Consider the following 21,107-nt stretch of genomic DNA (forward strand, 5'->3'; position numbering starts at 1 on the left):
CCGGGATGTGACGTAGGAGGAAGACTGCGTCCCCCGGGCGTCCGTTAGCGTAGTGGTTCCGCGGCACCGAAGGGGATCAGGGTACGTTGAGCAATTCCGCCGACACTCCCACAGGGCCGGGCCGCACCACGAGGTGGCGCCCCGTCCGGGTGCTCACCCTTGCCGTCTTCGCCCTCGCCGGACTGATCTTCGTCACGAGCTTCAACACGGCCAAGGGCACGAACATCCGCACAGACGCCTCTCTCCTCAGGCTCTCGGACCTGATCGAGGAGCGCAGCCACAAGAACGCCGGGCTCGACGAGTCCACAGCGGCCCTCCGTACCCAGGTCGACGGCCTCGCCGCGCGCGACGACGGTTCCACCCGTGCGGAGGACGCGAAGCTCGACGCCCTCGAAGCGGCAGCGGGCACCACGGAGGTCTCCGGCTCCGGCCTCACCGTCACCCTCGATGACGCCCCGCCGAACGCCCAGGCGGCCCCCGGCTACCCCGAGCCGCAGGCCAACGACCTCGTCATCCACCAGCAGGACCTCCAGGCCGTCGTCAACGCCCTGTGGCAGGGCGGCGCCGAGGGCATTCGCGTCATGGACCAGCGGCTCATCTCCACCAGCGCCGTCCGCTGCGTCGGCAACACCCTGATCCTCCAGGGCCGCGTCTACTCGCCCCCGTACAAGATCACGGCCGTCGGCGACCGCGGGAAGCTGAAAAGGGCACTCAACGACTCCCCGGCCCTCCAGAACTACCAGCTGTACGTCAAGGCCTACGGGCTCGGCTGGAAAGTCGACGACCACAAGGCGGTGACTCTGCCCGGCTACTCGGGCACAGTGGACCTCCACTACGCGAAGCCGGTGAGCTGACCGGAGGGACTGCGGGGAGGGGCACGTGGGTGGTGTCCGTCTCCTCGTGCGGACCTTCAGCGAGCTGTGCCTGACCGTCGGCACCCTGATCGTCCTCTTCGTCGTGTACGTCCTGTACTGGACCGGTGTCCAGGCCCAGAGCGCCGGCGCCGGCCAGATCGACGCCCTCCAGCGGGAGTGGGCGAGCACCCCGGTTGCGGCCCCGGCCCCGACTCCGGCTCCGGCAGAGGGTTCGACCGCGGGTTCCCGTGCGCCGGCCACCGCGCCCGAGGCCCGGCAGCCGTACACCCCCGGCAAAGGGATCGCCGTCATGTACGTCCCCCGGCTCGGCAAGGACTGGAAGTGGCCGGTCCTCGAAGGCACCGGCCCGGGCGTCCTGAAGAAGGGCCTCGGGCACTACGCGGCCACCGCGCGGCTCGGCGCGACCGGCAACTTCGCCGTCGCCGGCCACCGCCGCACGTACGGCGACCCCTTCAAGGACTTCCCGCGCCTGCGCCCCGGCGACGCGGTCGTCCTCACCGACGGGACCACCTGGTTCACGTACCGCGTCGACCGAAGCCCCTACCGGACCCTGCCCACCGACGTCGGGGTCGTCGCCCCCGTTCCGAAGCCCCTCAGGAAGAACGCGGCCGGCTACGACGGGCCCGGCCGCTACCTCACCCTCACCACCTGCGAGCCCGAGTGGGGCAGCAGCCACCGGCTGATCGTCTGGGCGCACCTCGACACCACGCAGCCGGTGGCCGACGGTCGTCCACAGGCTTTGGGCAGCTGACCCCCCACGGCCTTCTCGCCCCGTACTCTGGTCCCCGTAACGAACGGAAGGGGCGGTCGACGGCATGTACGGCTGGATCTGGAGGCATCTGCCGGGCAACGCGTGGGTGCGGGCACTGATCTCGATCGTGCTGGTGCTCGCGGTGGTCTACGCCCTCTTCCAGTACGTGTTCCCCTGGGCGGAGCCCCTGCTTCCGTTCAACGATGTGACGGTGGACGGCCAGTGAGCGCGCGAATTCTCGTCGTCGACAACTACGACAGCTTCGTCTTCAACCTCGTGCAGTACCTCTACCAGCTCGGTGCCGAGTGCGAGGTCCTCCGCAACGACGAGGTCGAGCTGAGCCACGCACAGGACGGCTTCGACGGCGTCCTGCTGTCGCCCGGGCCCGGCGCGCCCGAGCAGGCCGGGGTCTGCATCGACATGGTCCGGCACTGCGCCGACACCGGCGTGCCCGTCTTCGGCGTCTGCCTCGGCATGCAGTCGATGGCCGTGGCCTACGGCGGCGTCGTCGACCGCGCGCCCGAGCTGCTGCACGGCAAGACCTCTCGCGTCACGCACGAGGGGGAGGGCGTCTTCGCGGGCCTCCCCTCGCCCTTCACCGCGACCCGCTACCACTCGCTGGCCGCCGAGCCCGCCGCCCTGCCGGCCGAGCTGGAGGTCACGGCGCGGACCGAGGACGGGATCATCATGGGGCTCCGCCACCGTGAACTGCCCGTCGAAGGGGTCCAGTTCCACCCGGAGTCGGTCCTCACCGAGCACGGCCACCTGATGCTCGCCAATTGGCTGGAGCGGTGCGGCGACAAGGGGGCGGTCGGCCGGTCGGCGGGGCTCGCGCCGGTGGTGGGCAAGGCCGTCGCGTGACGACGGGCTCGCCGTGGTTCCGGGACTCGGGAGTCCCCGGACCGGAGCCGATACCCACGGACCCGTACGGGCACGAGGAGCAGCGCCCGCCTTACGAGCAGCCGGCGTACGAGCAGCCGACCTATGAGCAGCCGGCGTACGCGCCGAACACGCTGACGGGGTACGAGCCGAACACGCCGACGGGGTACGAGCCGAACACGCCGACGGGGTACGAGGCGAACACGCCAACCTCGTACGAGGCGAACACGCCGACCGGGTACGAGCAGCCGGCGTACGAGCAGGGGACGGCTTACCGGCAGACGGCGCAGACCGCGTACGAGCCCTCGTACGAGGCTCCGGCCGCCCCCGCCCACGACGCTGCGCGCGGCGGCCCCCGGCCGGGGTACGAGCCCCAGCCCTCCTATGCGGCGCCGCACGAGCCCGCATACGCCTCGTACGCACCTGAAGAGACCCCGCAGGCCTCACCGGCCCCACCGGACGAGACGGTCGCCCTACGGGCCGTGGAGACGCCTCAGGGGCCCGGCCGGGCCGAGCGGCGCCGTGCGGCCAAGGGCGGCGGCAGGGACAAGGGCCGCGGCAGCGCCGCTGCTGCCGGCTCCGGGGCTTCCGGGGCCTCCGGGGCCTCCGGGGCTTCCGGGGCCTCCGGGGCCTCCGGGGCCTCCGGGGCCTCTGGGGCCTCTGGGGCCGAGCCGCGCCCTCTCTCCCGGGTGGAGGCCCGCCGCGCCGCGCGCGCGGCCAAGGACAGTGTGGGGGTCGTCGCCAGCCGGATCATCGGCGAACTCTTCATCACCTTCGGCGTCGTCATGCTGCTCTTCGTCACCTACCAGCTGTGGTGGACGAACGTCCTCGCCGGCCAGGAGACCGACCGGGCCAAGGAACAGATCGAGGACACCTGGGCCAAGGGCGAGGGCAAGGGCAAGGGCGACGACGGCAAGCCGGAGGCCTTCGAGCCCGGCCAGGGCTTCGCCATCATGTACATCCCCAAGCTCGACGTCGTCGTGCCCATCGCCGAGGGCATCAACAAGACCAAGGTCCTCGACAAGGGCATGGTCGGCCACTACGCCGACGGCAAGCTCAAGACGGCCATGCCGTCCGACAAGCAGGGCAACTTCGCCGTCGCGGGCCACCGCAACACGCACGGCGAGCCCTTCCGGTACGTCAACCAGCTCAAGCCCGGGGACCCGATCGTCGTCGAGACCCAGGACGCGTACTACACCTACGAGATGGCGAGCATCCTGCCCCAGACCGCGCCGTCGAACGTCTCGGTGATCGACCCGGTCCCGAAGGGATCCGGCTTCACCGCGCCCGGCCGGTACATCACGCTGACCACGTGCACGCCCGAGTTCACCAGCACGTATCGCATGATCGTCTGGGGAAAGATGGTCGAGGAACGCCTGCGCAGCAAGGGAAAGCCCGCAGCCCTCGTAGGGTGAGACCCCACACCTCCGGACGGGACGACAGGACGACCTAGTGGCACGCGCGCGCAACCGGATCGCCGGGATCATCAGCGCCTTCGGCGAACTCCTCATCACAGCGGGTCTGGTGATGGGGCTCTTCGTCGTCTACTCGCTGTGGTGGACCAACGTCCTCGCCGACCGCGCCGCCGACCAGGACGGCGCCCAGGTCCGCGACCGCTGGGCCGACGGCCCCGGCGCCCTCGACACCAAGGACGGCATCGGCTTCCTCCACGTCCCCGCCATGGGCGACGACGAGATACTGGTCAAGCAGGGCACCACCAGCACCATCCTGAACAACGGTGTCGCCGGCTACTACACCGACCCGATCAAGTCCGCCCTCCCGCAGGACAAGAAGGGCAACTTCACGCTGGCCGCGCACCGCGACGGGCACGGCGCGAAGTTCCACAACATCCACAAGCTGAAGACCGGCGACGCGATCGTCTTCGAGTCCAAGGACACCTGGTACGTCTACAAGGTCTACAAGAGCCTTCCGGAGACCACGAAGTACAACGTGGACGTCCTCCAGCCCGTCCCCAAGGAGTCCGGCAAGACGAAGCCGGGCCGCTACATCACCCTGACGACCTGCACCCCGATGTACACCTCGGACTACCGGTACATCGTCTGGGGCGAACTGGAGCGCACGGAGAAGGTCGACCGCGACCGCACTCCGCCGGCCGAGCTCCTCTGAGGGCCGAGCTCTTCTGACGGTCGCTCTTTTGACGGCCGAGCTCCTCTGAGGGCCGAGCTTCTCTGAGGGCCGAGCTTCTCTGACAGTCGACCGACGACGACCGAGCCCCGGCATCCATCGGATGCCGGGGCTCGGTCGTGCTGCCTGCGGGCCTATGCAGGCCGGATGCGGCCGTCAGTCGAAGATGCCGCCGAAGCCGCCGCTGTCATTGCCCCCGCCGTCGCCGCCGCCGGGGTTGCCGGCGTCTCCGCCACCCGGGTTGCCGCCGGGGTTGCCCCCGCCGCCCACGGTGACCACGGTGACCGTGTCGCCGACGTTGACCATCGAGCCGGGAGCCGGGTTCGAGGTGATCACCGTGGCGTCCTCCTTGTCGGAGTTCGCCTGGGTGACGACCAGACCCAGGGCCTCGAGCTGAGCCTTGACGTCCTTGAACTGCTTGGTGGCGATGTCCGCGGGGATCTGGACCTGGGCCTGCTGCGGGCCCTTGGAGACCTGGAGCGTCACCTCGGAGTTCTTCGCGACCGAGGAGTTGCCGTCCGGGGTCTGCTTCACGACCTGGTCCTTGGGCTGCTCCGAGTCCACGTACTGCGTGACCACGGTGAAGCCGAGGTTCTTCAGCTGCTGCTCGGCCTGGGCGAGCGGGTTGCCGACGACCGGGGGGACCGTCGACTGCAGCTGCTTCGCCACGGTGACCGTCACCTCGGAGTTCTTCTCCGCCTTGGTGCCGGCGTCCGGGTTCGTGCGCAGGACCGTGCCGGGGTCCTCCTCGGACTCCTCCTGCTCGATCTTGACCTTGAAGCCCTTGTCCTTCAGGGTCTGCTCGGCGCGCTCCTGGGACTGCTCGATGACGTCCGGGACCTCTTCGAGGGGGGCGCCCTCGGAGACGTACAGCTGGATCGTCGCGCCGGTGTCCATCTGAGCGGTGCCGTCCGCGGCGGGGGTCTGGCGGCAGACGGAGCCCTTGGGCTCGTCGCAGCGCTCGGTGCCGGCCTGGACGGCCTTCACCTGGGCGTTGACCGCGAGCTCCTCCGCAGCCTTCAGCGGCTGACCGACGAGCTGGGGGACGGGGACCTGCGGGGTCCCCTCCTCCTTGTCGAACAGCGAGACGCCGATGAAGATCGCACCGACCAGCACCAGGACGCCGGCCAGGGCCAGCAGGATCGTCGAGGTGTTCGACTTCTTCTGGCCACCGCCCCGGCGCCTGTCCGGACGGTCGTCGTAGCCGTAGCCGCCGTCGTCCCCGTTGATCGGGGGCATCATCGAGGTCTGGCCGGCCGGGTCCGCCTGGCGCAGCGCGGTCGTCGGCTGGTCCTCCGGGTAGCCGCCGTAGCCCCCGCCGTACGAGGGCGCGCCGCCCATGCCCATCCCGATGCCCATCGCCGCGGCGGCCGCGACCGGCTGACCGTCGAGGCAGGCCTCGATGTCCGCGCGCATCTCGTCCGCCGACTGATAGCGGTAGTCGGGGTCCTTGACCAGCGCCTTGAGGACGATCGCGTCCATCGACGGCGTGATCTCGGCGTCGAAGTTGCTCGGTGCCTGCGGCTCCTCACGGACGTGCTGGTACGCGACCGCGACCGGGGAGTCGCCGATGAACGGCGGACGGACGGTGAGGAGCTCGTACAGCAGGCAGCCCGTGGAGTACAGGTCGGACCGGGCGTCGACCTGCTCGCCCTTGGCCTGCTCCGGGGAGAGGTACTGGGCGGTGCCGATCACGGCGGCGGTCTGGGTCATGGTCATGCCCGCGTCGCCCATGGCGCGCGCGATGCCGAAGTCCATGACCTTGACCTGGCCGGTGCGCGTCAGCATGACGTTCGCCGGCTTGATGTCACGGTGCACGATGCCGGCGCGGTGCGAGTACTCGAGCGCCTGGAGGATGCCGACCGTCATCTCGAGCGTGCGCTCGGGCAGCAGCTTGCGCCCCGAGTGCAGCAGCTCGCGCAGGGTCGACCCGTCGACGTACTCCATCACGATGTACGGGATGGAGACCTGGTCGACGTAGTCCTCGCCGGTGTCGTAGACCGCGACGATCGCCGGGTGGTTCAGCGAGGCGGCGGACTGTGCCTCACGGCGGAACCGGGCCTGGAAGGACGGATCGCGGGCCAGGTCGGCCCGCAGCGTCTTCACGGCGACGGTGCGGCCGAGCCGGGTGTCCTGGGCGATGTACACCTCGGCCATGCCACCACGGCCGAGCACCGAGCCCAGCTCGTACCGGCCGCCGAGGCGACGCGGCTCTTCCATAGCTAATCCAGCCCTCTCCGTCTGTCCCGACCGCACCCATGGGTGGTCCGGCGGTGTGTGCTGTTCGCGCATACGCTACCGGCCCCGGGGAGGCGTTCCGCTCGGGGCCGGTAGCTGATACCTGACCGGTACCTGGCTGGTACCCGGCTCGTATGGGTCCGGGGGGATCAGCCCCGGCTCTTGATGACCGCCTTCATGACGGCCTTCGCGATCGGGGCGGCCAGACCGCCACCGCTGATGTCCTCGCGGTTGGTGCCCTCGGCGTCCTCGACGATCACGGCGACGGCCACCGGGGAGCCCTGAGCGGTCTTGGCATACGAGATGAACCAGGCGTACGGACGCTTGGCGTTCTTCTCGCCGTGCTGCGCCGTACCGGTCTTGCCGCCGACCTTCACGCCGTCCATGTTCAGGTCGGCCTTGGCGCCGGTGCCCTTGGAGACGACGTTCTCCATCATCTGCTGGAGCTTCTGGGCGTTCTCCGGGGAGACCGGCTGGCTCATCTCCTCCGGGTCGTTCTGCTTGATCACGTCGAGGTTCGGGGCGACCAGCTTGTCGACCATGTACGGCTTCATCAGCTTGCCGTCGTTGGCGATCGCCGCCGTGACCATCGCCATCTGCAGCGGGGTGGTCGCGGTGTTGAACTGGCCGATGGAGGAGAGCGCGTTACCGCCGCGGTCGGCCTGCTTGTCGTAGACCGAGGCGGAGGAGCGGACCGGGGTGAACTGTTCGGCGTTGAAGCCGAACTTCTCGGCCATCTCGACCATCTTGTCGCGGCCGACGTCGTCGCCGAGCTTCGCGAACACCGAGTTGCAGGAGATCCGCAGCGCCTCGTTCAGGCTCGCGTTGGCGCAGCCGCCCGAGTGGTTCTTCATCGGCTTCGTCGAGAGCGGGATCTTCCAGCCCTCGGGGGTCTCGGTCGCCGCGTCGATGTCGGTGACCTTGCCGCTCTCCAGCGCCGCGGCGGCGGTGACGACCTTGAAGACGGAGCCGGGCGGGTAGATCTCGCGGATCGCGCGGTTCTGCTTCGGCTTGTTCTTGTCCTTCTCCAGCGCGACCCAGGCCTTCTCGTCCTTGCCGGAGTAGCCGGCGAACGAGGTGGGGTCGTACGAGGGAGTGGACGCGAGCGCCAGGATCTTGCCGGTGGACGGCTCGATGGCGACGACGGCGCCGGTGTTGTTCCCGAGGCCCTTGTAGGCGGCCTTCTGCGCGGCCCCGCTGAGGGTGGTGACGACGTCGCCACCCTTCTTCTTGTCGCCGGTGAACATGGCGAGCGTGCGGTCGAAGAAGAGCCGGTCGTCGTTGCCGGTGAGGATGCCGTCCTCGATCTTCTCGATCTGGTTGGCGTCGTAGGCCTGCGAGGCGTACCCGGTGACCGGGGCCCACATGGGGCCGTCGGTGTAGGTGCGCTTGTACTTGTAGTACGGGTCCTGGGAGTCGACGGAGCCTGTGATCGGCTTGCCGTCGACGATGATGTTGCCGCGCTCGTTCGCGTAGCGCTCGATGCGCACACGGGTGTTCTTGGCGTGCGAGTTCAGCTCGTCGGCGCGGACGAACTGGAGCCAGTTGTCGCGCAGGAGCAGGGCGAAGATGAGCAGACCGCAGAAGATCGCGACCCGGCGAAGCGGCTTGTTCACGGACGGACCACCTGGGTCATCTCGGCGTCGGGGGACGGGGCGGGCGCGGGCGCGGGGCGCCGCGCGGTGTCGCTGATCCGGATCAGGATGCCGATCAGGGCCCAGTTGGCGATGACCGAGGAACCGCCGTACGCGAGGAACGGCATCGTCATACCGGTGAGCGGGATGAGGCCCATCACACCGCCGGCGACGACGAAGATCTGGAGCGCGAAGGCGCCGGAGAGGCCCATCGCGAGCAGCTTGCCGAAGGGGTCGCGGGCGGCGAGGGCCGTGCGGATGCCCCGCTCGACGATCAGCCCGTAGAGCAGCAGGAAGACCATCACACCGGCGAGCCCGAGCTCCTCGCCGACGGTGGCGAAGATGAAGTCCGAGTTGGCGGCGAAGCTGATGAGGTCCGAGTTGCCCTGTCCGAGGCCGGTGCCCAGGATGCCTCCGGAGCCGAAGGACATCAGCACCTGGGTCATCTGGTCACAGGCGTTGAGCATGTTCTGGTCGGTGGCCGTCTCCAGGCAGCCGAACGGGTCGAGCCAGGCCGCCACGCGAGACTTCACGTGGCTGGCCGTGGAGCCGACGACGGCCGCACCGGCGACTGCCATCAGCAGACCCATGACGATCCAGCTGGTCCGCTCGGTCGCCACGTACAGCATGATCACGAACATGCCGAAGAACAGCAGCGAGGTTCCGAGGTCGTTCTCGAAGACCAGGATGAGGAGGCTGACCGCCCAGATCGTGAGGATCGGGCCCAGGTCACGGCCGCGCGGCAGGTAGAGCCCCATGAAACGGCGGCTGGCCAGGGCCAGCGCGTCGCGCTTCACCATCAGGTAACCGGAGAAGAAGACGGCGAGCACCAGCTTGGCGAACTCACCCGGCTGGATGGAGAAACCGCCGACGCGGATCCAGATCTTGGCGCCGAACACGTCCGCACCGAGGCCCGGGACGAGCGGCAGCAGCAGCAGGACGAGGGACACCACCATGGAGATGTACGTGTAGCGCTGGAGGACGCGGTGATCCTTGAGCAGCACCAGCACGCCCACGAACATGGCGATGCCGACCGCCGAGTACATCATCTGGCTCGGAGCGTCCGGGCTGAAGCTCTTGTACAGCCGCATCGAGGTCGCGATGAGCCGCGGCGACTGGTCCAGGCGCCAGATCAGCACCAGGCCCATGCCGTTGAGCAGGGTCGCGAGGGGCAGCAGCAGCGGGTCCGAGTACGGGGCCCACTTCCGCACCACGAGGTGGGCGACGCCCGCGAGCAGGGCGAGACCGAGCCCGTACCCGGCCATGCCGGCCGGGACCTTGCCGTCGATGGCCAGGCCCACGTTGAGATACGCGAACACCGGGATGACGACGGCGAACGCGAGCAGCGCCAGCTCGGTGTTGCGGCGGCTCGGCGCCTCGATCGCGCCGATGGTGGTCGTGTTGGTGACAACGCTCATGGTGGTGAAAGGCCCCCTACGGGTGCTTACTGCTTGCCGCAGTTCGAGGCCAGCTTCTGCTCCTCCGCGGTGAGGGTGGGACCCGGCGACGGAGCGGCTGTGGTGGGCTTGGGGTCAGGAGTGGCGGTGCCTTCGGGCGTCTCGGCCGGCGGCTTGCTCGCCTGGTCCGCGGCCTTCTCGGCGGCGGCGCGACGCTGCTCGGTCTTCTTGCAGGCCGAGGCCTGCAGGGCCAGCTCGGAGATCTTCGTCTCGGCCTTGCCGAGGCTGCCGCCCGTGATCGTGTCCTCGACCTGCTTCCGCTGGTAGGCGGGGAGGTACTTGAGTTCGATCTCGGGGTGGTCCTTCTCGACCTTCGACAGCGAGACCCAGGCCAGATCCTGGCTGATGCCCTGGTAGAGCGCCACGTGCTGGTCCTTGGAGCCGACGTAGTACTGCGTCTGCGTCCACCGCCAGCCGCCGTAGGCCCCGCCGCCGAGGACGGCGAGGGCGAGGACCAGGATGAAGGAGCGCTTGAGCCACTTCCGGCCGGTGCGCGGCTTGACGAAGTCGTCGTCCGTGTACGACTCGAAGGAGCCCTGCGGCGGCATGCCGCCGTAGCCGTGGTCGTCGCCGCTGCCGGGCGGACCGAAGCCGCCGGCCGGCGGCTGCTGGTGCGGGGCCGGGCGGCCGAGGCCGGAGGCGCGGCCGGCGGGCGTCTGCATCGCCCCGCCGTCGTTCAGCTGGGCCGCCTGGTTCTCGGCGACCGCGCCCACGATGACCGGGGTGTCGCTGAGGTGGCCGGCGAGGGTGTCGCCGCCGTCGACGTCGAGGACGTCCGCGACGATCACCGTGATGTTGTCGGGGCCGCCGCCGCGCAGCGCGAGCTGGATCAGCTCCTGCACGGTCTCCTGCGGGCCCTGGTAGCTGGCGAGCGTGTCCTCGAGGGTCTGGTGGGAGACCACACCGGACAGGCCGTCGGAGCAGATGAGGTACCGGTCGCCGGCCCGGACCTCGCGGATCGAGAGGTCGGGTTCGACGTGGTCACCGCTGCCGAGCGCGCGCATGAGCAGCGAGCGCTGCGGGTGGGTGGTGGCCTCTTCCTCGGTGATCCGGCCCTCGTCGACGAGGCGCTGGACCCAGGTGTGGTCCTGCGTGATCTGGGTGAGGACACCGTCACGGAGCAGGTAGGCGCGCGAGTCGCCGACGTGGACGAGGCCGAGGCGCTGACCGGTCCACAGCAGGGCCGTGAGCGTCGTGCCCATGCCCTCCAGCTGCGGGTCCTCCTCGACCATCATCCGAAGCTGGTCGTTGGCGCGCTGCACCGCCGTACCGAGCGAGGTGAGGATGTCGGAACCGGGGACGTCGTCGTCGAGCGTGACGAGGGTGGAGATCACCTCGGAGGAGGCGACCTCACCGGCGGCCTGGCCGCCCATGCCGTCGGCGATGGCGAGCAGCCGGGGGCCGGCGTAGCCGGAGTCCTCGTTGCCCTCGCGGATCATGCCCTTGTGGGAGCCCGCGGCGAATCGCAGGGACAGAGTCATGCGCACCTGCCCTGTCGACGCTGCATCGGGGTACAGCCGGTCTCGACCCACACTGCCCACCCTCCGGTCGCTCCGCTCATTGTCGTACTACTTCCGCAGCTCGATGACGGTCTTGCCGATGCGAATCGGCGCGCCCAGCGGAATCGGCGTGGCGGTGGTGAGGCGGGTCCGGTCGAGATAGGTGCCGTTCGTGGACCCGAGATCCTCGACGATCCACTGGCCGTCCCGGTCGGGGTAGATCCTGGCGTGCCGGCTGGACGCGTAGTCGTCGTCCAGCACGATCGTCGAATCGTGCGCCCGGCCCAGCGTGATCGTCTGGCCCTGGAGGGCGACGGTGGTGCCGGTGAGGGTGCCCTCGGAGACGACCAGCTTGGTCGGGGCGCCACGGCGCTGCCGCCCGCCGCCGCTCGCGGCGGGCTGCTGGCCGCGCTGCTGCGGAGGCGCGGCGGCCTGCTGGCGCGTGTTCTGCTGCGGCCGGGCGTCCTGGCGCCGTGAACCGCGCTGCGTCACCCGCGTTCCGAACAGATCGCTGCGGATGACCTGGACGGCCACGATGACGAACAGCCACAGAACGGCCAGGAAACCCAACCGCATGACCGTCAGGGTCAGCTCTGACATTGCCCCCGCTTCACCCTTCGGCTTGCCGGTAAACGATGGTGGTGCTGCCCACGACGATCCGCGAGCCGTCGCGGAGCGTAGCGCGGGTGGTGTGCTGCCCGTCCACCACGATGCCGTTGGTGGATCCCAGATCCTGGATCGTCGAGGGCGTTCCGGTCCGGATCTCGCAGTGCCGGCGGGAGACGCCGGGATCGTCGATCCTCACGTCCGCGTCGGTGCTGCGGCCGAGGACCAGGGTCGGGCGGGAGATCTGATGGCGGGTGCCGTTGATCTCGATCCAGCGGCGGGCCTGGGAGCCCGCGCCGGCCCCGGCACCCGTGCCGGGCATGGCCACGGGGCCGCCCGCGGGGCGTCCCGCGGGTGCCGCCGGCCGCTGGCCGGGGGCGCCGGGAGGCGGGGAGGCGGGCATGGGCGGGGCGCCGGTCGGGGGGTACCCGTAACCGCCGCGGCCCTGCGCCTGGCCCTGCTGCTGATGAGGCTGCTGGTGTCCGGAGGCAGGCGGCTGCGACTGTGACGTACTCGACGCGAGTGTGCGGCTGCGCACCCGGTACAGACCGGTGTCGAGGTCGTCGGCCTTCTCCAGGTGGACCTTGATCGGTCCCATGAAGGTGTAGCGCTGCTGCTTCGCGTAGTCCCTGACCAGGCCGGCGAGCTCGTCGCCGAGCTGGCCCGAGTAGGGGCTGAGGCGCTCGTAGTCCGGCGCGCTGAGCTCCACGATGAAGTCGTTGGGGACGACCGTCCGCTCGCGGTTCCAGATCGTCGCGTTGTTGTCGCACTCGCGCTGGAGCGCGCCGGCGATCTCGACGGGCTGGACCTCGGACTTGAACACCTTGGCGAAGGTGCCGTTGACCAGACCTTCGAGACGCTGCTCGAAACGCTTCATCACTCCCATGGGGCACCTCCTCCGTCGTTGTCGTCCTGGTACTGCTTACTGATCGTATCCACGCGTCGGGAAATCGGCTGGTTCCCCTTCTCTGCCCTGTGGACGAGTGTCACCTCTCACAGACCTTTCCCCCGGATCGTAGAGGTGGCCTGTGGACAGTGTCCCGCACCCGGCTGAGGGAGCGGCGGTGGGACCGGGAGTCCGCGCCCGGTGACCGAGGGTGGTCCGTCCTCCTCCGTCCTCTTCCTCGGTCCCCTCCCGCTCCTTCCCCCAGGCGTTCCCCCCCACGCGCGCCCTTCGGGGTCGCCCTCCCACCTCCCTCTCTCCTTGGTTCTGCGGGAGTGGGGGCGGAAGAAGGGATGTGAATCCACGGTCTGCGACGTGCTAATCTTCAGATGTCGCCAGGCGCTCGCACCGAAAGGTGAGAGGGCAGGGAGGCCACCAATGCGCGGGTGGCGGAATAGGCAGACGCGCTGGATTCAGGTTCCAGTGCCCGAAAGGGCGTGGGGGTTCAACTCCCCCCTCGCGCACCAGACGGAAGCCCCGTAGGTCATCGACCTACGGGGCTTCCGCGTTTGTGTCTCGGATTGTGAGCCTTCCCACGTCGCGACTTTCGTCGTCGGGAGACGAGACGAAAGACGGACGTCCGCGGGTGGGGCCGCTGCCTAGGGTGCGAGCGTGGACGTTATGTCGAAGTCGGGGGACCGGGGCGCGAGCGGCAGCGAGTCCGGGAGACAGCCAGGGTCGGGGGCCGGGACTGGGGCCGAGCCTGGGGTCGAGCCAGGCGCCGGGATCCGGACGGGGGCCGGGATCAGGTCTGGGGCGGGGATCGGGCGCGCTGTCGGGGCAAGGGTCGCCGTCTGGTGGGGATGGTTCGCCGTACCGGGCCAGTGGTCGCGGCGTCGTACCGCCGGTGAGATCTCGCTCGCCGTGGTCGTCGCACTGCTCGCCGCCGGGAGCGAGGAGCTCCTGGGTGGCGAGGGCCGGCGCCTCGCCGTGGTCGCCGCCGGCGCCGCCGTGCTGTCGCTGCTGCGGCGCAGGCTGCCCGCGAGCGTGCTCGTCCTCGCCGCGGGGCTCGCCCCCTTCCTGCCCGGCTTCGGCCCGCTGCTGATCGTCGTCGGCTGGTCGGCCGGCCGGTACGTCGAGAGCGCGGGGCGGGCACTGGCCGCCTTCATGGCCGCCTTCGTCCTGGACGTCGGAGGCACGCTCCTGGAGAGCTGGGACCGGCAGCGGCTGCTGACGGTGGCCTTCCTCGCCGCCCTCTATTACCTGGGCACGACCCTGGCGCCCGGGCTCGCCCACCGCTACTGGACCCAGCGGCGGACCCTGCTGCACGCCCTCCAGGAGCGCAACGCCCAGCTGCTGCGCGAGCGGACGATGGTGGCCTGGCAGGCGCGGCTGCGGGAGCGGCAGCGCATCGCCCAGGACATGCACGACAGCCTCGGGCACCAACTGGCGCTGATCGCCGTGCACACGGGCGCCCTGGAGGTGGACAGGGACCTGAGCGAGCGGCAGCGCGAGGTCGTCGGAGTCCTGCGGAACGCCTCGGTGACGGCGATGCACGAGCTGCGGGAGGTCGTCGGCATATTGCGCGACGGGATCGAGGCCACGGAAGGAACGGCCGCACTCGCACGGGCCGGCGACGAGACGGGGAAGGCGGCGCGGGGAACCGCGGGCATCGAGGGGCTCGTGACGGCGGCCAGGGCGGCCGGGACCACGGTCGGGCTGCGCCGGCTCGGGGAGGAGCGGTCGCTGGCGCCGGCCGCGGACCACGCCGCGTACCGGATCGTGCAGGAGGCGCTGACCAACGCCTACAAGTACGCGCCGGGGGCACCGATCGCCGTCGAGCTGCGCTACGAGCCGGACACCTTCGTCGTGGAGGTCCTCAACGAGGCGCCGGCGGGCGGCCCGGCCAAGGACGTGGTGAGCGGCGGCCAGGGGCTGACCGGGCTCGCCGAGCGGGCCCGGCTGGTGGGCGGCATGTGCCACGCGGGCCCGGCCGACGGAGGAGGGTTCCGGGTGGCCGGGATGCTGCCGTACGGAGCGGCACCCGCCGCCGAGGCAGCGCCTTTGGTCGATGCGGCCGACGACTTCCGGCAGCAGTCGACGAGACCGCTCGTGGGCGATGGTCGTCCGGTCGTGGTCGGACCGACCGACTGGACGTTCACAGAGCGGGAGCTGGCGATGGCGGTGCGCGGGGGCAGAGGCAGGGGCATGGGCGCGGGCGGTGGGGTCGCCCTGGGGTGCGGGATCGCCTTCGCGGCGGTCGTCCTGCTCGTGGTGGCCGCAGGCTTCGGGCTCTTCTTCATGATCGGTTCGCTGGAGAAGGGGATGATCGACCCCGAGCAGTACGACGCGGTCAAGGTCGGTGCGACCGAGCGGGAGGTTCGGGAGCGACTTCCTTCGGGCGACTCGATAGCCACCGCGGGCCTGGGGGGCAAGGGGCCCGCGCAGCCGGAGGGCGCCGACTGCCTGCTCCTGCTCTCCTCGGAGACTGGGGAATCCTTCGACGAGGAGCCCGTTTTCCGGTTCTGCTTCAAGGACGGCAAGCTGATCGAGAAGAAGTCGTACGTGGTCGAGCAGCGGTGACGCTGTCCTCGGCCTCGCCGGAGTCGGTCGTGGGGGAGTAGCTGTGGCAGGGCAGCCGATCAGGGTCGTGATCGCCGATGACGAGCCCCTGATCCGGGCAGGGATCCGGATGATCCTCATCTCGGACCCGGACATCGAGGTGGTCGGCGAGGCGGCCGACGGCCGGGCGGCCGTCGAGGCGGCCCGGGCCCACGCCGCCGACGTGGTGCTGCTCGACATCCAGATGCCGGTGCTCGACGGCCTCTCCGCGCTGCCGGAGCTGCGCCGGGCCGCGCCGGCGGCCCGGGTGATCGTCCTGACGACCTTCGGGGAGCGGGAGAACGTGCTGCGGGCCCTGGAGCATGGGGGCGCCGGCTTCCTGCTCAAGGACACGGCGCCGGCCGAGCTGATCCGGGCGGTACGGGCGGCCGCGGCGGGGGACGCCTACCTGTCGCCGGCGGCGACCCGACACGTGGTGGAGCGGCTCGCCACGGGGCGGGAGGCCGCGCGGTCCGAGCAGGCGCGGGTGCGGGTGGCGGCGCTGAGCGAGAAGGAGCGCGACGTGCTGGCGGTGCTCGGGGAAGGATTGTCCAACGCGGACGCGGGCCGCCGGCTGCACATGAGCGAGGCCACGGTGAAGACGTACGTGAGCCGGATCCTCGCCAAGCTGGACTGTGAGAACCGGGTGCAGGCGGCGCTGCTGGCCCGGGACGCCGGGCTCTAAAGCCCCATCCGGCGTCAGCACCGCTGGAGCTACGGGGCGGGGTGGCTCGGCTGGACCACGCGGGCGGGGCGGCTCGGGTCAGCGGGGGGAGCTGTCCGGGAGGTCGCTCGTGCTCGCGGTGTTGTAGCGCAGCAGGTACGCGGCGAACTGGGCGAGGTCGTCGGCCGACCAGTCCCGCAGGCGCTCCTCGTAGGCGGCCAGGCGGCTCGTCTGAGCCGACGCGAGGACCTCGGCGCCCGCCTCCGTGGGGTGCAGGACCTGGACGCGGTGGTCGTCGGGGGCGGGCCGGCGCTCGACGAGTCCGAGCCGCTCCAGGGTGGCTACCTGGCGGCTGACCGTCGACTTGTCCAGCAGGTAGTGGGCCGCGAGGTCGGTCGCGCGGCAGCCGCGCTGCACGTCGATGTGGGCGAGCAGCGTGTAGGAGACGAGCGGGAGCTCGGGGTGGACCCGGGCCGCCGAGGCGCGGGCCCTGCGCGCGAACGCCGTCAGTTCGCGCTGGATGACGTCCAGGGACGCCTCGCGCGGTACTTCTGCGCCACCGGTCATGGTGCGCTCCCCTGTCGTCCGTTGTCGCCGCCTGCCGATTCGGTTGTATAGTACAACGGTCAGGTAGTTGTAAAAGCCAACCATGGAGGTTCCGGTGTCCGCAGGACCGAGTACCCACAGCGCCTTGAGGCACGTCCTCGGACATCTGCTCACCCCCCTGCTGATGTGCATCGGCATGGGCCTGGCCTACCTCGGTGCCTTCCACGCCCCCGCGCCCCACGACCTGCGCGTCGACGTAGTCGGTTCCGGGCCGACCGCCCAGGTCCTCGCCCAGACGCTCCAGGACGAGGGCGCCGGCGCCCTCGACGTCCGTACCGTCGCCGACCGGGCCACGGCCGTCACCTCGCTGCGCGAGCAGGGCAGCTTCGGGGCCTACATCCCCGGAGAGAAACCCGAACTCATCGTCGCCTCGGCCTCCTCCGACACCAGTGCCATGGCCGTGGAGAAGGTGTTCACCAAGGTCGCCGCCGCACAGGACGCCCCCCTCAAGGTCACCGACGTCGCCCCCGTCGCCTCCGGCGACCCCACCGGCCAGGGCGTCTTCTTCCTGCTCGTCGCCCTCAGCATCGGCGCCTACGCCTCGGTCGCCGTCATCGGCGGAGCCGGCGCCGCCCTGCCCATGAAGATCAGGGCACTCCTCGCCGCCGCGATGTCGCTGGTCGTCAGCCTGATCGGCGCCCTGTTCGCCGGACCGGTCTTCCACCTCGTCGACCAGGGACTCGGCGGAGTCTGGGCCATGTCCTGGCTCTACGCGGCGGGCATCCTGCTCGTCGGCGTCGGCCTCCACACCTTCCTGCGCCGCTGGACCACGCTCGGCGTGATGGTTCTCTTCGTCATGCTCAACTTCACCAGCTCCGGAGGCATCTACCGGCCCGAGCTCCAGCCCGGCTTCTTCGGCGCGCTGCACGCCTTCTGGAACGGCGCGGGCTTCGTCGAGGGCGTCCGCAGCCATGTCTACTTCGGCGGTCACGCGCTCGGCGGTCACGTCCTCGTCCTCACCCTGTGGTTCCTCGCCGGAGCCGCCCTCGTGGTGGCCGCCGGGGCCGTGGAGGCCAGGAGGAACCGGGCCTCGGAGGTCGGAGGGAACACGGTGGTGGCGGCCGGGAAGAAGGCCCGGATCACGGAGGGGATCGAGAAGGGGACGGAGAGGGAGACGGACGGGGGGATGGTCGGGGAGACGGGGGAGGAGACGGAGGCGGAGATGGAGGAGGCCGTCGCCGTCTGAGGTTGTCCACAGGGCGTTGTCCACAGGGGGAGACGGTCGATCAGGTGCGGCGGTACCGTCAGGGCCGGATGATGTTGGACATCGCATCGGGGGAGGACATCCCATGGACGAGATCCGGGCCATGGTGCCGGAACAGCGCGATACGGACGGGACGGCGGACGGCGAGCGCGTCCCCCACGTACCGGGCTTCGCGCGCCGCGCCGCCGACGGTGGCGCCGGGGTCTCCCCCAGGGACCTCGGCAAGAGCCTGCGCGGCAAGGTGCCCCGCACCGCGCACGACCGGCCGGCCCTCGCGGCCGACCGCCCGGACGCCGTCCGCGCCGTCGAGGAATCCAGCCGGGGACGGGTCCCCGAGCTCACACCGATACGGGTCGGCCGGATGGCGGCCAGCCCCTTCGCCTTCCTGCGCGGATCCGCCGGACTGATGGCCCAGGACCTCGCCACGACCTCCGTCACCGGGATATCCGCCCAACTGTGCGGCGACGCGCACGCCGCCAACTTCGGCCTCTACGGCGACGCCCGCGGCCGGCTCGTCATGGACCTCAACGACTTCGACGAGACGATCACCGGCCCCTGGGAATGGGACCTCAAGCGGCTCGTCACCTCTCTCGTCCTCGCCGGACGGGAAGTGGGCGCGAGCGAGGAGGTGTGCCGAGCGGCCGCGTTCGACACCGTCGGCGCCTACCGCCGCACCATGCGCCTCCTGGCCAGACTCCCCGCCCTCGACGCCTGGAACGCGATAGCCGACGAGGAACTCGTCTCGCACACCGACGCCCGCGACCTCCTCGGCACCCTGGAGCGGGTCTCGGCGAAGGCCCGGAACAACACCAGCGCCCGCTTCGCCGCCCGGTCGACCGAGGCGGTGACCGATGCCGAGGGCGGTGGCCGCAGGTTCGTCGACGCTCCCCCGGTACTGCGGAGGGTTCCCGACGGCGAGGCGGCGGCCGTCACCGCCTCCCTCGGCGCGTACCTGGAGACCGTGTCCCAGGACCGGCTGCCGCTCCTCGCGCGGTACGCCGTCCACGACGTGGCCTTCCGGGTCGTCGGCACCGGCAGCGTCGGCACCCGGTCCTACGTCGTGCTGCTGCTCGACCACCGGGGCGAGCCGCTGGTGCTCCAGGTGAAGGAGGCAAGGCCCTCGGTCCTGCTGCCGTACCTGCCGGCCGTGGGCTTCACCGTCCCGGACCCCGGCCACGAGGGGCGGAGGGTGGTCCTCGGACAGAAGCGGATGCAGGTGGTGAGCGACCATCTGCTCGGTTGGACGACAGTCGAGGGGCGGCCCTTCCAGGTGCGCCAGTTCCGCAACCGCAAGGGCAGCGTCGACCCTGCCGCGCTCACCGTGGACCAGGTCGACGACTACGGCCGCATGACCGGGGCGTTGCTGGCCCGGGCGCACGCCCACAGCGCCGACCCGCGCCTCATAGCCGGCTACTGCGGCAAGAACGAGGAGCTGGACGAGGCCGTCGCGTCCTTCGCCGTCACGTACGCGGACCGCACCACCGCGGACCACGCCGACCTGCTCGCCGCCGTCCGGGCGGGGCGCATAGCGGCAGAACTGGGCGTCTGACCGACGCCCGCATCGGGGGGAGGGAGGGGAGGGGGAGGGAGGGGGGGGAGGCCCCCCGAAGGACCGTAGGCTGGGTGGGACGAGCCGGAACGAGGACGTGGGCGGGCGTGAACGTGAGCGTGGACCAGGGTGCGAGCGACGAGCCCGCGGACGAGCGACCCGAGGCAGGGCGGTCCGCGGACGAGCGATCCGAGGCAGGGCAGTCCGCGGACGAGCGATCCGAGGCAGGGCGGTCCGCGGATGAGCGGGCTGAGGCGGGGCGGCCCGACGGTGAGCGGAACGAGGCAGGGCAGGCTGCGGAGGAGCGGCCCGAGGCTCGGTTGGAGCGGGCCGTGCGGGTCGCCGAGCAGGCGCTGATCGAGTTCGAGATCGCCGTCGAGACCTTCCGGGTCGAGGTGGAGAACTTCTCGCGGCTGCACCACCAGAAGCTCGGTCCCATGTACGCGCGGCTCGACGAGCTGGACGCTCGGATCGCCGAGGCGCGGGCGGAGCGCTCCGGGGACCCGGAGGATCTGCGGAAGGCCCAGGAGGCGCGGGCCGCGGTCATGCCCATGCCCGGGGTGGAGGAGCTCTTCCACGACTGGATCGACTCCGACGGCCTCTCCCCCGAGGCGGCGGCGATGCTCAACGAGCGGCCGGTGCAGGCTCCGAAGCGGGTGCGGCCCAGTGAGGAGGCGCGTCGGCTCTACCGTGAGCTGGCCCGCAAGGCCCACCCCGACCTGGCCCGGGAGGATGCCGAGCGGCAGCGGCGCGAGGAGTTCATCACTCGGGTGAACGCCGCCTACGCCCGGGGCGACGAGGCACAGCTGCGCGAGCTCTCCGACGAATGGGAGGCGGGTCCCGTGCCGGCCGAGGAGCGGCCCAGCGAGAGCGAGGAGCTGTACGCACGCCTGGAGTGGCTGGCGCAGCGCAAGGACATGCTGTCCGCGATGGCGCGTGAGCTGGAGGAATCCGCGATCGGCGCGATGCTACGGATGGCTCCGGAGGACCCGGACCGGCTCCTGGAGGAGGTCGCGGAGCAGCTGCTCGCGCAGGTCTCCGAGCGTGAGACCGAGCTTGCCGGGCTGGTGGAGTAGGTTTTTTGTGTGCGCTCGAACTTCGTCGGGCGGTTTTGACGAGAGAAGGCCAGTCCCATGAATTTCTCCCCGCTGCCCTCGGTGGACGCGGCTTCCGTGCCGGCCGACGCGCTGGTGCTGGACGTCCGGGAGGACAACGAATGGGAAGCCGGTCATGTCGAGGGTGCGGTGCACGTGCCGATGAGCGACTTCGTGGCGCGCTTCGGTGAGGTGACGGAGGCGGTGGCCGAGCATGGTCGTGCCTATGTGATGTGCCGTGTGGGCGGCCGGTCGGCGCAGGTCACCCAGTATCTGGTGCAGCAGGGCTTCGACGCGGTGAACGTCGACGGCGGGATGATCGCCTGGGACGGTGCCGGGCGTCCGATGGTGACGGGGAGCGGGAGCCCGGCCTTCGTCCTCTGAGATGGGCTGAGATGAGCTGAGGCGACGGGCTGAGCCGG

19 protein-coding genes and 1 tRNA gene are annotated in these 21,107 nt (G+C 70.7%); 13 read left to right on the forward strand and 7 right to left on the reverse strand.

Annotation, left to right across the window (positions count from 1 at the left end):
• Positions 1 to 86: 86 nt before the first annotated feature.
• The 6 genes from IE124_RS18065 (at position 87) to IE124_RS18090 (ending at position 4,632) form a co-directional block, all read left to right on the forward strand.
• Positions 87 to 854, forward strand: a complete 768-nt coding sequence (locus IE124_RS18065) for a DUF881 domain-containing protein (protein WP_189508768.1) — start codon at positions 87 to 89, stop codon at positions 852 to 854.
• A 25-nt stretch (positions 855 to 879) separates the two neighbouring features.
• Positions 880 to 1,626 (forward strand): class E sortase, encoded by a 747-nt coding sequence (locus IE124_RS18070; RefSeq protein WP_189508769.1) that lies wholly within the window; start codon positions 880 to 882, stop codon positions 1,624 to 1,626.
• A 64-nt stretch (positions 1,627 to 1,690) separates the two neighbouring features.
• Positions 1,691 to 1,852: a hypothetical protein gene (locus IE124_RS18075; RefSeq protein ID WP_024760376.1), complete on the forward strand. Its 162-nt coding sequence runs from the start codon at positions 1,691 to 1,693 to the stop codon at positions 1,850 to 1,852.
• Positions 1,849 to 2,487: an aminodeoxychorismate/anthranilate synthase component II gene (locus tag IE124_RS18080; protein WP_189508770.1), complete on the forward strand. Its 639-nt coding sequence runs from the start codon at positions 1,849 to 1,851 to the stop codon at positions 2,485 to 2,487. The genes IE124_RS18075 and IE124_RS18080 overlap by 4 nt, the downstream gene beginning before the upstream one ends.
• On the forward strand, positions 2,484 to 3,920 hold the full coding sequence (locus IE124_RS18085; protein ID WP_189508771.1) for a class E sortase: 1,437 nt from the start codon (positions 2,484 to 2,486) through the stop codon (positions 3,918 to 3,920). The genes IE124_RS18080 and IE124_RS18085 overlap by 4 nt, the downstream gene beginning before the upstream one ends.
• Before the next feature lie 37 nt (positions 3,921 to 3,957).
• Positions 3,958 to 4,632 (forward strand): class E sortase, encoded by a 675-nt coding sequence (locus IE124_RS18090; RefSeq protein WP_189508772.1) that lies wholly within the window; start codon positions 3,958 to 3,960, stop codon positions 4,630 to 4,632.
• A gap of 174 nt (positions 4,633 to 4,806) precedes the next feature.
• On the opposite strand, the gene pknB is transcribed toward IE124_RS18090, so the two are convergent.
• From pknB to IE124_RS18120, 6 genes are all read right to left on the reverse strand, one after another.
• Positions 4,807 to 6,870 (reverse strand): Stk1 family PASTA domain-containing Ser/Thr kinase, encoded by a 2,064-nt coding sequence (gene pknB, locus IE124_RS18095; protein WP_189508773.1) that lies wholly within the window; start codon positions 6,868 to 6,870, stop codon positions 4,807 to 4,809.
• Positions 6,871 to 7,037: 167 nt separating this feature from the next.
• Complete coding sequence (locus IE124_RS18100; RefSeq protein WP_189508774.1) at positions 7,038 to 8,504, reverse strand: peptidoglycan D,D-transpeptidase FtsI family protein; 1,467 nt, start codon at positions 8,502 to 8,504, stop codon at positions 7,038 to 7,040.
• Positions 8,501 to 9,940 (reverse strand): FtsW/RodA/SpoVE family cell cycle protein, encoded by a 1,440-nt coding sequence (locus tag IE124_RS18105; protein WP_189508775.1) that lies wholly within the window; start codon positions 9,938 to 9,940, stop codon positions 8,501 to 8,503. The genes IE124_RS18100 and IE124_RS18105 overlap by 4 nt, the downstream gene beginning before the upstream one ends.
• A 26-nt stretch (positions 9,941 to 9,966) precedes the next feature.
• Positions 9,967 to 11,460 (reverse strand): Stp1/IreP family PP2C-type Ser/Thr phosphatase, encoded by a 1,494-nt coding sequence (locus IE124_RS18110; protein WP_189508776.1) that lies wholly within the window; start codon positions 11,458 to 11,460, stop codon positions 9,967 to 9,969.
• A gap of 87 nt (positions 11,461 to 11,547) precedes the next feature.
• Positions 11,548 to 12,078: an FHA domain-containing protein FhaB/FipA gene (locus tag IE124_RS18115; protein WP_189508777.1), complete on the reverse strand. Its 531-nt coding sequence runs from the start codon at positions 12,076 to 12,078 to the stop codon at positions 11,548 to 11,550.
• A 10-nt stretch (positions 12,079 to 12,088) separates the two neighbouring features.
• Positions 12,089 to 12,970, reverse strand: coding sequence for an FHA domain-containing protein (locus IE124_RS18120; RefSeq protein WP_189508778.1), 882 nt, complete (start codon positions 12,968 to 12,970; stop codon positions 12,089 to 12,091).
• Positions 12,971 to 13,407: 437 nt separating this feature from the next.
• Between IE124_RS18120 and IE124_RS18125 the strand changes: the two genes are divergently transcribed.
• The 3 genes from IE124_RS18125 to IE124_RS18135 all read left to right on the forward strand — a co-directional run bounded on the left by IE124_RS18125 (position 13,408) and on the right by IE124_RS18135 (position 16,253).
• Positions 13,408 to 13,494, forward strand: a tRNA-Leu gene (locus tag IE124_RS18125).
• A 154-nt stretch (positions 13,495 to 13,648) separates the two neighbouring features.
• Positions 13,649 to 15,550: a sensor histidine kinase gene (locus tag IE124_RS18130; protein WP_229832534.1), complete on the forward strand. Its 1,902-nt coding sequence runs from the start codon at positions 13,649 to 13,651 to the stop codon at positions 15,548 to 15,550.
• Between the two features lie 43 nt (positions 15,551 to 15,593).
• Positions 15,594 to 16,253 (forward strand): response regulator, encoded by a 660-nt coding sequence (locus tag IE124_RS18135; RefSeq protein ID WP_189508779.1) that lies wholly within the window; start codon positions 15,594 to 15,596, stop codon positions 16,251 to 16,253.
• Between the two features lie 78 nt (positions 16,254 to 16,331).
• Here the strand turns inward: IE124_RS18135 and IE124_RS18140 are convergent, their stop codons facing one another.
• The gene (locus IE124_RS18140) at positions 16,332 to 16,799 is read right to left on the reverse strand and encodes a MarR family winged helix-turn-helix transcriptional regulator (RefSeq protein ID WP_189508780.1); all 468 of its coding nucleotides are present in this window, start codon (positions 16,797 to 16,799) and stop codon (positions 16,332 to 16,334) included.
• A gap of 82 nt (positions 16,800 to 16,881) precedes the next feature.
• Here IE124_RS18140 and IE124_RS18145 point away from each other — a divergent pair, with 82 nt between their 5' ends.
• From IE124_RS18145 to IE124_RS18160, 4 genes are all read left to right on the forward strand, one after another.
• On the forward strand, positions 16,882 to 18,024 hold the full coding sequence (locus tag IE124_RS18145) for an ABC-2 transporter permease (RefSeq protein WP_370468775.1): 1,143 nt from the start codon (positions 16,882 to 16,884) through the stop codon (positions 18,022 to 18,024).
• A 103-nt stretch (positions 18,025 to 18,127) separates the two neighbouring features.
• Entirely contained in the window at positions 18,128 to 19,591 is a 1,464-nt protein-coding gene (locus IE124_RS18150) for a DUF2252 domain-containing protein (protein WP_189508782.1), read from the forward strand.
• Positions 19,592 to 19,911: 320 nt separating this feature from the next.
• Positions 19,912 to 20,667, forward strand: a complete 756-nt coding sequence (locus tag IE124_RS18155; protein WP_189508836.1) for a hypothetical protein — start codon at positions 19,912 to 19,914, stop codon at positions 20,665 to 20,667.
• Between the two features lie 57 nt (positions 20,668 to 20,724).
• The gene (locus tag IE124_RS18160) at positions 20,725 to 21,069 is read left to right on the forward strand and encodes a rhodanese-like domain-containing protein (protein WP_189508783.1); all 345 of its coding nucleotides are present in this window, start codon (positions 20,725 to 20,727) and stop codon (positions 21,067 to 21,069) included.
• The last annotated feature ends 38 nt before the right edge of the window (positions 21,070 to 21,107 follow it).

Origin of the sequence: Streptomyces narbonensis, assembly GCF_014649015.1 — a bacterium.
Classification (GTDB): domain Bacteria; phylum Actinomycetota; class Actinomycetes; order Streptomycetales; family Streptomycetaceae; genus Streptomyces; species Streptomyces narbonensis.